A 15,577-nucleotide genomic window follows, 5' to 3' on the forward strand; every position below is an offset into this window, starting at 1 on the left:
GATGCGATGCGATGCGATGCGATGCGATGCGATGCGATGCGATGCGATGCGATGCGATGCGATGCGATTATATCAAACATTTTTACCTTCCATCAATTGTCATAAAATCATATAGCAAAGATACTAAATGTCAATATATAATACGTATTTTAATAAATATAATCGCAAAATTATTAAATTTTTTTTAATTTTTTGATAAGTTTTTAAATATAATTTTTACTAATAAAATAAATATAAAAAACTGTAAAATTTTAGTAAAAAAACAGTAAATTTAATTGACATTATTCTGTAAATGTACTATAATATAATTGTAAAGATAATTTACTTACTATGTAGATAGGCTTTACATTCATTTTATAAAAAGGAGAGTATTATGACTACTATAAAAAAAGCATTATCAATTATTTTTGTTTTAGGAATTTGTGCAGGTTCATTATTTGCTCAATATGACGGTTATTATGATAATCAGCAAGGCGGAGGATATCAAGACCCTTACGGACAGCAGGGACAACAAGGCGGATATGATCCTTATGGTCAGCCTCAAGTACAAGATCAGCAGCAAAATTATCAAAACCCTTATGCTCAGCAAAGCGGAAACAATGCTCAATATGGTTACGGAGTTCAATTATCTTCTATACCTCAAAATGCTCAGAATTTTATCAAACAGCATTTTGCTAATGTTAAAGTAACTTATATAGAAAGAGATTGGGAGGAAATAGAAGTATATTTAGAAAATGGTACAGAAATCAATTTCTTCCCTAATGGCGATTGGAAAGAAGTAAAATGTTATGGAAATATGCCAACTACTATATTACCTGCTAATGTTATGAACACAGTAAGAAATACTTATCCTAATGCTGCTATAGTAAAAATAGAAAAACAATTTACTACTTTTGAAATTAAATTAAACAATATGATGGAATTATATATTGACAGCAATGGTCAGTTATTAGGACAAAAATGGGACGACTAATTTAATTATTAATAAAGCTTTTATATATATAAAAAAAGGAGGAATATATATGAAAAAAATACTTTGTTTATTAATAGCTTTAACAGTTTTAAGTACTTCTGCTTTATTCGCTGACTGGTATGTACCTCTTAATCAGGTTCCTCAGGCAGTATTAACAACAGCAAGACAGACTTATCCGCAGGCTCAAATTTGGGCAGTAGAAATGGAACATTACAATGTATATAAAGTAAAATTGGATAATATGATGGAATTATACATTGATAAATCCGGACAGTTATTAGGTCAGGAATTTGATGATTGATAATTGACTTTGAAAGCTCTTATAAATTAAAGTAGGTATATTATATTAAATATACCTACTTTTTATTTTAATTTTTGTTATTTTATTCTTTGCTGGAAGCACTGAAAGCAAAACCTATACTTAATCCAAAGTCTAAAGAGTTTATATAATATGAAGGAAGTTTAGTATTTTCTAATTTTAATGAACCATCTTGTCCTTCAAATTTATTAATAACTTTTTCTACAGAGCTAGGCATAATTAAATATTTAGGATTATACATATTAAATCTAGTATAAGCACCAAGTACAAGTTCAACATTATCTGTAATAGGCTGATTGTATTCCAACATAAATTTTACGCTCAACATAAGTCTTGTAACACTTTTATTGAAAGCATCGCTTACAACTACTTGTCCTATTTGAGGTAAATTCACATCTGCTATACTATTTACTGAAGATGGATCATCAGCATATACATAAGCCTCAGGAGATTTTGTAAGTATTACTTTACCTCCAAGCATTAATCCCAAAGATAATCTGCTTTTCAATAAATATACTCTAGTACCTACCCCAAAATTCATTACAGGAGTATAAGTTAAATTAACAAATATTCTTACTTCTTTTTGAGTACCGGCATCTGTTAAAGTACCTGAAAAATTTTGTCCCAAAAATCCATTTCCTATACCTAAATAGCCGAATAAACTCATACCGCTGAATTTTTCATTATTCATATTAAACCATCTTTCAGATCCAAATAAATAACCTAATTCAAGTTCTCCATCCATAGTATATCCTACAGCACCATTCATATCCTTCATAGATAATTTTTTCAAATCAGAATCCTGCATAGACGGTAATGTTGCTGTGCCATTAAAATTTGCTTTTACTCCCCATATAAAGCCCTCATCAAAAGCATATATATTTACAGCAAAGACTAAAAATAATAAAAATATTTTATTCATAAAAACTCTCCAATTATTATTAGCCTCATTATAACATATCCTACAAAAATTCAAATATGTCTATTTTTTGAATTTGATATAAAATAAATACGATTTTAATTAGTAAGGTAATATATACTACATTTTATACATTATTCTGCAGATATAAATAAAATAAATAATCAAAGTTATTGACTTTATAGTTATAATTATGTAAACTCTATTATGTTTACTACAATATAAAGGTTTTGTGTATGGTTAAAGTAAAAGTAAATGATTTAATGCAAAAAGTATATGATAAATTCAAAGCAGCAGGTGTATCAAATGAACAGGCTTCTATTGTAACAGATTTATTAATTTACGCTGATCTAAGAGGCATACATTCTCATGGAGTTTTAAGAGTTGAACATTATATAGAAAGAATAAAAGCGGGCGGAATAAATTTAAATTCAAAATTCAATATAGAAGAAAAAAGACCTTCTTTTGCATTAATGGATGCTGACGGCGGATTCGGACATGTTGCAACGCAGTATGCTATGGAATGGGCTTTAGAAACAGTTGAAAAACAGGGGATTGCTTTAATAGGAATAAAAAATAATAGTCATGCAGGTGCTTTAGGCTATTATAATAAAATGGCTATACATCAAAATAAGGTTTCTTTAATAATGGTTAATACAGATCCTTGTGTTATACCTTTTGGCGGAAAGAGATCATTTTTCGGAACCAATCCTATAAGCTACGGCTTCCCTGGCAAAAAAGATTTTATACTTGGAGATATGGCGACAAGCGAGGTATCTCTCGGACGCATATTTACAGCACGTGAAAATAATGAAACAGTTCCTATGCATTGGGGGGTTGATGAAAACGGCAATCCAAGCAGTGATCCTAATGAAATAAGGTATGTTGTTCCTTTTGGAGGTGTTAAAGGTTATTTAATAATGACTATGGTAGAGGCTTTCACTGGGCTTTTAATAGGACAAGCATACTGCAATAATTTAGTGAAAATGTATGGCGATATGGACAAAAAGAGAAATCTTTCTACATTTATGCTTGTTGTTGATCCTGCTGTTTATAATGATTTGGATACCTATTTAAACACTGTTCAGTCATTTATTGATGATATAAGAAAAGAACCTGCTTTAAAAGAAGGTGAAACTATATCAATTCCCGGAGAGAGAAAAGAAGCTTGTTCTTTTGATTATTTAAAAAATGGAATACCTTTATCTGAACATGTTTATAAGTATATTTTTGATAAATAATTTTAAGGTTTCATTTAATGATCGACTTATATACTATTCTTTCAGAAGAATTTGAAAAATTAAGAAATAAAAAAGAAGCCGTTTTCATGGCTAAGTACATGAAAAATAATTTTGAGTTTTTAGGTATTCATTCAAAAGAGAGAAAGGAAGCTGAGAAAAAAGTATTTAAAACTATTCCAAAAGATGAAAAAGATTTTATTGATTTCAACTTCACAGACAAATGCTATGATAATAAATACAGAGAATTTCAATATGCTGCTGTAGATTATCTAATTTTAAAAAAGAAATATTTAAATAAAAGTCATATAGAAAAATTAAAAGGATATGCTCTTACAAAATCTTGGTGGGACAGTATAGATTTTCTGGATAGAATTATAGGTGATATTGCTTTAAGAGATGAGTCTGTCAATAATATACTTTTAGAATGGTCTTTATCTGATAATATTTGGCTTAGGAGAATAGCTATAGATCATCAGCTTTTAAGGAAACATAAAACTAATACTGAATTATTAGAAAAAATAATAATAAACAATTTAAACAATAAAGAGTTTTTCATAAACAAAGCAATAGGCTGGTCTTTAAGGGATTACAGTAAAACTAATCCTGATTGGGTTCGTGATTTTATAGAAAGGCATAAAGAAAACATGGCTAATCTCAGCATTAAAGAAGCAAGCAAATATATTTAATTTATTATTGTTGCTAATGATAAACTCGCTAAATAGCACCCCCCAAGTGGTAATTAGATTTAAAAATTATTTAACGCACGGTAAACAAAATTAACAATATAATAAAATTTGAATTACAAATTAATATGTATTTTTTAGCTTTATTCTTCGTGCGGTGAATGCATTACAAATTTAAAAAAATCTTGGGTGGGCTGTTAGAAATTCTATTTATACCTCAAAGAAATAAAAAATAATAATTACAAATTAAAATAATAAATATAAAGGGTGGGCAAATGTAATTAAGCTTTAAAACTTTAATTACATACCCCCGCCATTCTAAATTTACTGCTTTATTTTGAATTATAACGTTAATTATATTTATGGCTCAATTAGAAATTACAGCACCCGCCAAAGTATTGATTAGATTAAAAAATTATTTAACGCACGGTAAACAAAATTAACAATATGATAAAATTTAAATTTCAAATGAATCTATATATTTAGTTCATTCCACGTGCGGTGAATACGCTATAAATTTAAAAAAATCTTGGGTGGGCGTTAACAATTTCTTTTAAACATCAAAGAAATAAAAAATAATAATTACAAATTAAAATAATAAATATAAAGGGTGGGATTTTTAATAATATTAACTTGAAAATACTAAAAAACGAAATATATTATTTTTATAATAAAAAATTATTTGAGGTAAAATATGTCATCATCAGAAAAATATTATAAAGAAGGTATTAATTATCATAAAGAGAGAAAATACAAAGAAGCTATAGAATCTTTTGATAAAGCAATAGAGTTAGACCCTAATTATAGTAATGCTTATTATAACAGAGGAGTATCTAAGGAAAATTTAGGACAGTATAAAGAAGCTATAAAAGACTATGACAAAGCCATAGAGTTAGCCCCTAATGATAGCGATGCTTATAATAACAGAGGAATTGCCAAATATAATCTAGGACAGTATGAAGAAGCTATTAAAGACTATGATAAAGTAATAGAGTTATCCCCTAATGATAGTGATGCTTATAATAACAGAGGAATTGCTAAAAAAAATTTAGGACAATATAAAGAAGCTATTAAAGACTATGACAAAGCAATAGACTTAGACCATAATTATAGTTCTGCTTATAGCAATAGAGGAATTGCTAAAAAAATTTTAGGACAGTATGAAGAAGCCATAAAAGACTATGACAAAGCAATAGAGTTAGACCCTAATGATAGTAATGCTTATAATAACAGGGGACTTGCTAAAGGAAATTTAGGACAATATAAAGAAGCTATTAAAGATTTTGATAAATCTATAGAGTTAAACCCTAGTTATAGTGATGTTTATAATAACAGAGGAGTATCTAAAGAAAATTTAGGACAGTATAAAGATGCATTAAAAGATTATAAAAAGGCTTTGAAATTAGATTCTAATAATAACATAGCTAAAAATAATATAAAAAATCTTCAAAATAAATATGGTTTGAAATGACTTTACGCACGGTAAACAAAATTAACAATATAATAAAATTTGAATTACAAATTAATCTATATATTTAGCTTTACTTAACGTGCGCTGAATATACTATAAATTTAAAAAACTCTTGGGTGGGCTGTTAGAAATTCTATTTAAATTTTAAAGAAATAAAAAATAATCATTACAAATTAAAATAATAAACATAAAGGGTGGGGAAATGTAATTAAGGTTTAAAACTTTATTGACATACCCCGCCCTTTAAAATTTAATGCTTTATTTTGAATTTTAATATTATTTATATTTATGGCTTAATGAGAAATTTTAGCACCCACCCAAGTATTGATTAGATTTAAAAAACTATTTACCGCACGGTAAACTAACTTAATAATATAAATAAATTTGAATCACGAATAAATTCATATTTTTAGCTTTATTTAACGTGCGTTAATAAAATATTAAATTTTAAAATTATCTTCTTCTAGTTGATGAGCGTCTGAAAGTAGATTTTTTTCTTGTTGAACTTCCTGAACCAGATTTAAATAATGTACGTCTTTTACTTGTACTATTATTATCATTTACAGTTGTTTTTTTAGAAGAACTTCCGCTGAAAAGACCTCCCGAACCTGTACTGCTATTACCTGAAGTTGTCTTTTTAGAATAATTTCTGTTGAAAAGACCTCCGCCGCTTCTTCTAGCAGTTGTATATCTGTCATCATAATAATCTCTGTCAATAGTTCTCCTGTCGCCATAAGTATCATAATAAACAGGTCTTCTACTATCCATCATCTCCATAAGCATCCAATATGAGAAAAAACTATTTCCATATCCAGTTCTATATACTACCTTCTCTGCTTTTTCCGGAGCGATTTCATCTATCATATTAGTATATTTAGCAAAAGAATTTGTAGGTACTGGAACACTAAATTCATATTTACCAGCATCAAACATCATAGGCCCTATTTGAGACATAGAAGTATTAACTATAACATCATTATTATCTAAGAATTGTGTAATTAAGAATATATTCTCTGATTGTCTTCCGGATTTTTTAGCCTCAACTACTACTTTAATGTTATTGTCTTCTTTGCTTGAAGATACAACCTCAAAAGATGATTTTACCGATCTGCTACATGAAGCAAAAAATATAAAATTCAACAATAATAATACATAAACCTTTTTCATAATTTTCCTCCTTTTTTATTACACAATATTACTTAGTCCATATCAATATAAGAAGTTTTTTTATACTGATTTCCAATTCCATAAAGTTACTAGATAACTTTCCTCTTTCAGTGTTTACCAATAATTTTTGATATAATATCTCATTGAGTAAATAAACTAAGAAATCTTCCAAACTGGAATAAACATCTCCTGCACTCTCTGAACTATAGAAAACTATGCCTTTAGATTCTCTTAATTCATTTTCTACAGCATTTCTAACTTTCAATTTTTCGCTTTCATCTAAATCGGATATATGCCTTTCAAAATCCAATTCATTTTCTATAAGCTCGAATTGAAAATCATCATCATATAAAGCCCTTAACTCTGTAGACTTTATTAAGTCATAATATTTTCTTACTTCATCTAATACCATAATATAAACCTCCATTATTTTATTTTTTATTATATATTTTGATGAATCATTGTCAATATTTCTTATAAATCATGAAAAGTCGGAATCATTTTATCATAAGTGCAAAACTGCTTGAATCCTATACTTTTAAGAATATCTTTAGCTTCTTTTATATAAAAACCTAAATGCTCCGGCTTATGACTATCGCTTCCTATAGTAATAATCTTACCGCCTAATTTATGATATAATTTTAAAATTTCCATAGAAGGAGTAGTATCTTTCAAACCATACCTATGATATGAAGTGTTAAACTCTATTCCCCTATTATCATTTATAACTATTTTTAATATATCTTCTATAATCGGCTTAACATTCTCAAAAGGATATACACCATTCTCATCATATCTTACAATCAAATCAAGATGCCCTAATACAGAATAATTTTTGTATTTCTTTATAATGCCAAGTATCTCATTATAATATGCCTCATTATATTCTTTTTGACTCTTTCCTTTTTGAAAATCCTGAGTCCAAAATTCTTTATCATTTACCTGATGCACTGAAAGAATAATAAAATCAAAAGGATATCTTTTAAATAATGCCTCATATTTATCTATAGTATGCATTTGAATTCCAAATTCAAGCCCCATTTTTATCTTGATTTTATCGCCATACTTTTCCTGCATTCTTTTTATATCTTTTGCATATTTTTCATAATCAACATTGGCAAAAGGTTCATTGCCTCTATACTCTATATTTTTACTGCTGTCCCAATCAACTTTAATACCATAATCCACATGATCTGTAAGACAAATATCATCTATATGCAATTTTATAGCATCTTTAATAAGTTCTTCTAACGGATATTTAGAATCATCGCTAAACTCTGTATGTACATGATAATCTGCTAACATACTATACCCCTTTTATTTTTTATATAAAATTTTATTAAATATATATACTAAAAATTTTAGAGTTTGTCAATTTTTTTGTTGTTCTTTTTCCCGCCGCATACGCTCTGCGGACTTCGTCAAAGAACCTATATCCTCGCAAGCTCGGATACGCTTCGCGAAAGTGCAAGTATAAAATTAGTACAAAATCATACTAAAATTGTTTTACATGTAAAAATAATTAATTAATTTAAGATAAAATATAGTCCTTTTGCTTCTTTGAGTCACCAAAAGAAGTGGGGGCTTGCGTAAGCACGCAGAGCGGTGGGCAAAGCCACAGATATTAAAATAAAAATATAAATTTATTTTTGACAAAATATAATTGTTTAGGTATATTTTGAATATAAAATTAACTTATAACCAATACAAATTCTCTTTTTTTATTGTCCTGATATTTAGCACATATATTGCTTATTTCATCTATTATTATTTCTTCATTATCTGTAGTTATATCAAGACATAAAGCAACCTGTCTGTCTTTAGAATAAACTTTTTTAACAGCATTCAAAACCTTTCCAAGTCTGTAAGGAGTATCCAAAATTATTACAGGAACATTCAATCTTTTTAAATATGATAATTTCTTTTCTCTTTCTCTGTCATCGCGAGGCAAAAGACCAGCATAGTAGAATTCTTTGAAATTGAAAGGAAGGCACATAATTGCCGCAGTAACGCTGCTTACCCCCGCTACAGGACGCACACGTATATTATGCGAATAACAATACTCAATAAGCAATCTTCCAGGATCCTCCAAAACGGGGGTTCCGCAATCGCTTATAAGAGAAACTGTTTTACAATTAATTATTTTAGTTATTATTTCATCAATATCCTTTGCCTTCTTAGTATGCTCGCTAAACTCTATTAAACATTCTCTGTCTTTTTTGATATCTAATGCTTTAAAAAGTGTTGTAGCCTCTCTGAAACTTTCAACTAAAATAATATCACTTTCTATCAAAATTTCTTTTAATCTCTCTGTATTATCTTTATAGTTTCCTATATCTCTTGCCGCAATATAAACTGTTACCATAAATAAAACCTTAATTTTGATTTCTATTCAATAAACTATTAGTATACATATAATTCCAATTTGTACTTATCATGTTATTACTTATAAATATATTGGTGAAGAATGTATTAGTTAAGAAGTTATTAGCTTTAGAACGCTCTTCCATTTCATTAATTTTTTTCACCTTTGCATTTAAAGCTCTAATAACAGCATAAGTTTCATTATCGATATTTCCGTCTATCTTTTCTGGTCTGAAATGGCATTGAAAAGCATATAAAACTTTTCTTGAGTCAAAATCCCAAACATTATTAGTAGGCATGCTTGTATAACCATATTTTACAAATTCCTCTTTTATATCAAGCACTTTTGCCTTTTTATATTGATCATCATTAAGGAAATTTGTATAATCATATTCATCATACCATATACCTAAATTATATTCCTCATAAAGTCTTTTCCAAGGAAATTTTGGGCCAGGGTCTTTTTTTCTGTATGGTGCTATATCTGAATGCCCTAATATATTATAAGGTTTTACTCCGTACTTATCTATTAAATTATTAAGCAGGTATACTATTTTTTCTATTTGACTTTCTTTAAATTCTATATATTCATCATAAGGAATAAAAAATAAATTCTCTCTTTCCTTTTTTGTCATTCTTGATAATTCTTCATGTGTATTAGTAACTTTTTGTAAAAATCCTAAATTAACTATTTCAATACCAATAGAAGTATCATTCATAGTATGTCTGTTATCATACATTGTAACACCAGCATGCCAAGCTCTGTCATTATCATCTACAAGTTTATATATAGGATCTTCAGGTCTTGTAGTTACTAAATAATGTGCTGAAACTCCAGGATCTGTCAAAACTTTTAAAGATAAATCATCATCTAATGCAGTATAATGAAGTATAATATATTTTATTCTTAAATTATAAGCCGGCGATTTATATACTGTAGATATTTTAGGAGCAATCTTTCTGCTTCTTATAGGAGTAACATCATCATCATTGCTGCAAGATGAAAACAGCAATATAAATATTAATAAAAAAAATATTTTCGTCATTTTAAACATATATAGGAACTCCGTTAAATCTATAGCGTATAAAACCTTTATAAAACTCTTTAACTTCAACATAAGCAAAATAATATGCTTGAGCAGTATTTATTCTAGCATGTTTATGAAGCAAATTACTATAAAAACTGTATATAAAATCTATATACATGCCGTCAGCTAAAGAACCAATTCCAGATATTACAGTACCAACTCCAGATGATAATAATGATTTAGTTAAATTATTATCTGTTTCTTCCATATTGCATGCATTAATGAATACAAGTGATGGAGGATTTTCCAATGCCCCAACTGAATTTAATATATAATCATCGCTTAATTTTATGCCGTCACTGTATCCATGTGTTATTATATGAACTATGTCATAACTCTCTAATACTTTAATAAACTCAAAATAATTATGTTCTTTTTTGTATAAATCTATTTCTATATTTTTAGCATCATTGGAAAGCATTAAAATACTGTCTATTTCTTTTTTATCAAAAGTAATATCATCATTAGGTATTGAAACAATAGCCATTTTTAATTTTCTATTACTGATTCTTTTGCTATTATGATGAAGTATATTTGCAGCATTTGCATGAGAAAAAATTATATTCTCTGATATAAATTTACCCTCATAAGATAATATATCCCAAGGTATATTATATGTATTATTATTATCAGCATGCAAATAAACTATTCTAAATCCATCAAGTAAATGCTCCCTAAAATCCTTTTCAGGTATAAGCATATTCATTAAATAGCTTCCAATTTCTATATATTTATCTATATTATTGCTCTCACTATTTGAGTTTTTAAGCAAACGCAAATATTCTTTATATATACTTTCATAAGCTTTATAATCAAAATGCTTTTCATATTCTGCCACATAAAGCGATGGGTGCGTTTCTATTCCCTTATACTTAAAAATATCATTTTCTATACTATAAGAAAAAAATGTTTGAGATATATTATCATTCAAAAGAACTAATCTATCTCTTAATTTTGAAAATGTATTTGAATCTATTTCATATACTGAAAAATCTGAATACTTTTCTTCTAGTTTATAATATATGCCGCGTCTTCTTTTATAATTATCTTCTATATAAATATTAGTGTGATCTTTATCTGTTTCTTTTTTATCATTATTCAAATCAACTTCATAATATCCGTATAATTTATTCTTTTCATCATCATATAAAAATATATTTATTATACTATTATCTTTTTTTAATCCTTTTAAAATCTTCTTTATAGAAGAATTTTTTAAAGAAATATATTCAATGCTATGAGATAAAAAATAATCTCTATCTTGTGTTATAATATATGATTTACTATCTTCCATATTAATAACTTATATTCATTTATATTATTAATTAATTTCAATTATTATATAGTAATTTTTTATATAATCAAATTAAAAAACAGCATTTTAACTATTAAAAATATAATCGGATATTATATTAGAATGCATAAATAAAATAGATATATGTTTTTATTATACCTTATTTGCTTTCAAACCCATCAAGTGTGAATGTATATCTATCCTCATCAGGCAATAATTTTAATGTAATTAAAGCAGTATTTTTATGAATATCTTCATTAAAAGTATCTAAAGGTATTTTTATAGAAATATTTCTTCTTAATATTAAATGAGCATCATATCCAACCCATATATAAAAATCAAAAGAACCAGTATTTCCGCTATATGAACCATATAATTTTTCTGATTTAATATATGATTCTGTTGTCATAGTATTTCCCATATCTCTATTATTACAAAAATAATAAGGCCCTCTTGCAGATGAATATGTATAAGTTTGTCCATTATCCGTTTCTATACTTATTCTGTTGGCATACATAGTTTCATCAACTCTAAAAGCCTGATTCATCGATTCACCTTCTACTTTCAATTGAAAATACATGATTTTAGAATTACCAGGATTATATACTCCGCTAGTACCGCATCCAATTAAAATAAATAAAAACATTGATAATATTACAATATTAAATATTTTCTTCATTAATAATTTCCTTTTAGTTATGTTATATCTTAATATAACTATTTACTTTCAAATCCATCAAATGTACATTGATATGTACTATTATCCGGATACAATACTATAGAAATTAAAGCTGTATTATTATTTTTTACCTCATCAAAATCTTTTAAAGATACAGTACAAGAAAAATCATTCCTAAAAAATAGAGTTCCTGAATTGCCAATCCAAATATATCCTTTAAATGTTATTTCAGTATCTTTTTCTTTGTATAAAATTTCTAATTTGGCATCGCCGGCATAAAAAGGCATACTCATACTATTACCTATTTTATCATCACAAAATAAATAATTTACAATATATCCTGGATCTCCCCAATTACCTGTATGAGTGAAAGTCTTATCATTAGCATAATTTTTTATACTCAATTCTCTAGGAAAAATATCATTTTTATTAAATGCTTCTTGAGAAGATTTTCCAGAAATTTTGAACTTAAAATACATAGTTTTCGTAATATTTTCTGAGTTATCATTGTCTTCGCCAGAATTATTTTCTCCAGCATTGTTTCCAGAACCATTGCCAAAATTATCTTCATTTGAACCATTGTTATTTCCTTCATTACTATTATTAGAAGAATTTTAATTATTAGGATTCAATACCTGATAATTACAGCCAAATATAAATAAACTGATAATTGATAAAATATTATTATTGATCTTTTCATAATACAAAATCTAGCAAATTTGATATTTTTTGTAAATATGTTTGTTATATTTAAAAATAATGAATGTAAATCTATTGTAAATTAAAAAAAAATAATATAATATATTTCTTATTATTTTGGGTAAATTATATTGAAATAAATTTATATTAATATATACTAATTAGTAATTATTCTTAATAAGAAAAAATATATTATAAAATCTATCATAATTTATTAGGAGGTTCAAATTGAGTTGGATAGGTGCGATTATACTATTAAGCGTACTTGTATTTGTTCATGAAATGGGGCATTTACTTGCTGGCTTAGCAGTTGGAATAAAGGCTGAAGCTTTTTCTATTGGTTTTGGTCCTATACTTTTTAAAAAGGAAATTAAAGGAATAGATTTCAGATTTTCAGCTATACCTTTTGGCGGATACTGTAAATTTAAAGGTGAAATTTCTGAAGACGGCAATGTAGAAGAAGGAGATTTTTTAAATATGTCTCCTTTAAAAAGAATAATAGTTTATTTTGCAGGACCATTTTTCAATTATTTGTTTGCATTTCTTTTGCTTACAATATTAGTATCACTTCCTTCAAAAATAGATTTATATTCCCCTACTGTATCAGTATTCAGAGACGGAAAATATATGCATGCAAAATCTGGCATGACTTTAGCTTATGAATACGGTATACAAAGCGGCGATACTATCACTGCTATAAATGGAATAAAAGTAGAATCTGATAATGATATACTAAAAACAATAAATGATGAGGCTGTACAAAAGGCAGCTGAAGCTATAACATTCACATTAAACAGAGGCGGAGAAACTTTAAATGTAACTATACCTTCTGTAGAAATGTTAAAGGCATTAAGCGGAGAGAGAGTATTAGGATTATATTTCGGCGATGATCTTATAATCAAAAATGTAGTTGCTGATTCTGCTGCTTCAGAGGCTGGACTTATGGCTGGAGACAAAATCATAGCTATAAACGGCATTAGTGCAAATAATATAGCAGATTTCAGACCTATAGTTATGGAAAATGCTTCTCAAAAGATAAATATAACACTTATCAGAAATGGAGAAGAAATTACAAGAGAGGCTATACCAAAACCTGTAGCTTCAAAATCAATGGGAACTTACGGAAGTTTAGGTGTAGAATTTGAAAGCACTCCTATGAGAGTAGAAAGAGTTGCCGGAACACCTTTCCCAAAATCTATACCAGAGGCTTTCAAAGAAACAGGAAACTATATAGTATCATATATAAATGGACTTAAACTTCTTTTCACTGGAAAATTATCAGTACGTGAAAATTTAGGCGGCCCTGTTAGAATAATACAGATTTCTTCACAAGTTATTTCTGTTGATGTAGAATACAGACTTAGAACTATACTTTCATTTACTGCTACTATAAGTTTAATACTTTTCCTTATGAATCTTCTTCCTCTTCCTGTAGTAGATGGAGGAATGATAGTATTTTCATTTATAGAGCTTATAATGAGAAGACCTATAGACAGAAAAGTTTTAACTAAGATACAGGCTGTAGGTGCTGCTTTCTTAATAACTTTGGCTATATTCATAACTATAAATGATATAACACAATTATTCAGATAATGAAAATTTAAAGAGGATTATTATAAGAATAAATAATAATCCTCTTTTTTAAGATATAAAATTTAATACTCTAGTTTTCTGTAGTATCTTCTTATATTTAAATCATGACCCTTTTCCTTAGAAAAATGATTAGCAATTCTATCTGAACATAATGTTGCCATAAATATAGGTGATAATATAGAATAAAATTCTTTATTAATTGTATTAGAAATATAATCATATAAATCCAAAACAAATAAGTTATCTGTAACTTGGCTTACAAATTTTTCTACCCTTTCATCTAGTACTCTTGTACTATCCATATTTTTTATCAAACCTACAAAAGTATCTTTTTCAACTATTTCTAATGTACCATGGAAAAATTCTTCTGAAGTTATAGATTTTGTCTTTATCCAAAGCATTTCTTCTAAAATACACATAGCGAATAAATATATTTCATTTGCAATATTACCTGTACCAATCCATAACTGATAATCACTATTATAATATTTTTTAGCTAATTTTTCTGCTATAGGATCAAATTTTTTCTTAGCATTAATTAATTCATCAGGCACTTTAGATAGATCCTTAATGAATTCAGGATAAAGATCATATTCTTTTTTATTATATGCTAATCTTAAACAAAAAGTTAATAGCATAATATACATTAATTCAGATCCTACTTTTTGAGTATTAACAACATGACAATATGATAGTTCTGATATCGGAGAAGGTGATTTTCCAACTATAGAAAATATCCTAATATTTTTTTCTTTTAATAATTTTGCAGCTGCTAAAGTTTCTTTTGTATCTCCTGACTTTGAAACCATAATAACACAAGATTTTTCAGTTAATCTTTTGTTATTAAGTACTCCAACAAAAGAAGCACTTTCAGCATAAAAGTTTATTTTTGTTGATATTTGACTCATTATATTTGCAACACCTTTCATTATAGATAATGAGCCTCCTACACCATATAAAAATATATTGTCATAACCTTCTTTTTCAATTTTATCTGCTATTTCTATAATAGAATCAGATAATGCAATACCATCTTTTAACATATTTCTATAATTTTCTTCATCAAAATTTAACATGCTATACTCTC

General features: G+C 27.2%; 16 protein-coding genes. 6 read left to right on the forward strand and 10 right to left on the reverse strand.

All coding sequences use genetic code 11. The annotated features are described in order from the left end of the window. Positions 1–373 precede the first annotated feature (373 nt). On the forward strand, positions 374–973 hold the full coding sequence (locus tag R4K56_RS07985) for a PepSY-like domain-containing protein (protein WP_335771844.1): 600 nt from the start codon (positions 374–376) through the stop codon (positions 971–973). A gap of 49 nt (positions 974–1,022) precedes the next feature. Next, on the forward strand, positions 1,023–1,274 hold the full coding sequence (locus R4K56_RS07990) for a PepSY-like domain-containing protein (RefSeq protein WP_335756847.1): 252 nt from the start codon (positions 1,023–1,025) through the stop codon (positions 1,272–1,274). Between the two features lie 82 nt (positions 1,275–1,356). On the opposite strand, the gene R4K56_RS07995 is transcribed toward R4K56_RS07990, so the two are convergent. Further along, positions 1,357–2,214 (reverse strand): hypothetical protein, encoded by an 858-nt coding sequence (locus tag R4K56_RS07995; RefSeq protein ID WP_335756846.1) that lies wholly within the window; start codon positions 2,212–2,214, stop codon positions 1,357–1,359. Positions 2,215–2,447: 233 nt separating this feature from the next. On the opposite strand from R4K56_RS07995, the gene R4K56_RS08000 reads away from it, so the two are divergent. The 3 genes from R4K56_RS08000 to R4K56_RS08010 all read left to right on the forward strand — a co-directional run bounded on the left by R4K56_RS08000 (position 2,448) and on the right by R4K56_RS08010 (position 5,606). Further along, entirely contained in the window at positions 2,448–3,452 is a 1,005-nt protein-coding gene (locus tag R4K56_RS08000) for an Ldh family oxidoreductase (protein ID WP_335771845.1), read from the forward strand. A gap of 17 nt (positions 3,453–3,469) precedes the next feature. Then, a complete protein-coding gene (locus tag R4K56_RS08005) occupies positions 3,470–4,138 on the forward strand; it encodes a DNA alkylation repair protein (protein ID WP_335771846.1) in 669 nt (222 codons plus the stop codon). Positions 4,139–4,829: 691 nt separating this feature from the next. Further along, positions 4,830–5,606 (forward strand): tetratricopeptide repeat protein, encoded by a 777-nt coding sequence (locus R4K56_RS08010; RefSeq protein WP_335771847.1) that lies wholly within the window; start codon positions 4,830–4,832, stop codon positions 5,604–5,606. 453 nt (positions 5,607–6,059) lie between these two features. On the opposite strand, the gene R4K56_RS08015 is transcribed toward R4K56_RS08010, so the two are convergent. The 8 genes from R4K56_RS08015 to R4K56_RS08050 form a co-directional block, all read right to left on the reverse strand. After that, positions 6,060–6,773 (reverse strand): hypothetical protein, encoded by a 714-nt coding sequence (locus R4K56_RS08015; RefSeq protein WP_335771848.1) that lies wholly within the window; start codon positions 6,771–6,773, stop codon positions 6,060–6,062. Between the two features lie 28 nt (positions 6,774–6,801). After that, positions 6,802–7,185, reverse strand: coding sequence for a hypothetical protein (locus R4K56_RS08020; protein WP_335756841.1), 384 nt, complete (start codon positions 7,183–7,185; stop codon positions 6,802–6,804). A 62-nt stretch (positions 7,186–7,247) separates the two neighbouring features. Beyond that, positions 7,248–8,078, reverse strand: a complete 831-nt coding sequence (locus tag R4K56_RS08025; protein WP_335759601.1) for a histidinol-phosphatase HisJ family protein — start codon at positions 8,076–8,078, stop codon at positions 7,248–7,250. 385 nt (positions 8,079–8,463) lie between these two features. Beyond that, positions 8,464–9,138: an SAM-dependent methyltransferase gene (locus R4K56_RS08030; RefSeq protein ID WP_335759600.1), complete on the reverse strand. Its 675-nt coding sequence runs from the start codon at positions 9,136–9,138 to the stop codon at positions 8,464–8,466. Positions 9,139–9,148: 10 nt separating this feature from the next. After that, entirely contained in the window at positions 9,149–10,192 is a 1,044-nt protein-coding gene (locus R4K56_RS08035; protein ID WP_335756838.1) for an N-acetylmuramoyl-L-alanine amidase, read from the reverse strand. After that, entirely contained in the window at positions 10,185–11,519 is a 1,335-nt protein-coding gene (locus R4K56_RS08040; protein WP_335771849.1) for a CHAT domain-containing protein, read from the reverse strand. The genes R4K56_RS08035 and R4K56_RS08040 overlap by 8 nt, the downstream gene beginning before the upstream one ends. Before the next feature lie 160 nt (positions 11,520–11,679). Continuing rightward, a complete protein-coding gene (locus R4K56_RS08045) occupies positions 11,680–12,198 on the reverse strand; it encodes a hypothetical protein (RefSeq protein ID WP_335771850.1) in 519 nt (172 codons plus the stop codon). Between the two features lie 38 nt (positions 12,199–12,236). Then, positions 12,237–12,677, reverse strand: a complete 441-nt coding sequence (locus R4K56_RS08050) for a hypothetical protein (RefSeq protein WP_335771851.1) — start codon at positions 12,675–12,677, stop codon at positions 12,237–12,239. Between the two features lie 448 nt (positions 12,678–13,125). Here R4K56_RS08050 and rseP point away from each other — a divergent pair, with 448 nt between their 5' ends. Continuing rightward, on the forward strand, positions 13,126–14,490 hold the full coding sequence (gene rseP / locus R4K56_RS08055) for an RIP metalloprotease RseP (protein WP_335771852.1): 1,365 nt from the start codon (positions 13,126–13,128) through the stop codon (positions 14,488–14,490). 62 nt (positions 14,491–14,552) lie between these two features. On the opposite strand, the gene R4K56_RS08060 is transcribed toward rseP, so the two are convergent. Beyond that, the gene (locus R4K56_RS08060; RefSeq protein ID WP_335771853.1) at positions 14,553–15,566 is read right to left on the reverse strand and encodes an SIS domain-containing protein; all 1,014 of its coding nucleotides are present in this window, start codon (positions 15,564–15,566) and stop codon (positions 14,553–14,555) included. Positions 15,567–15,577: the final 11 nt, after the last annotated feature.

It is taken from the genome of Brachyspira pulli, assembly GCF_036997785.1.
GTDB classification, from domain to species: domain Bacteria; phylum Spirochaetota; class Brachyspiria; order Brachyspirales; family Brachyspiraceae; genus Brachyspira; species Brachyspira pulli.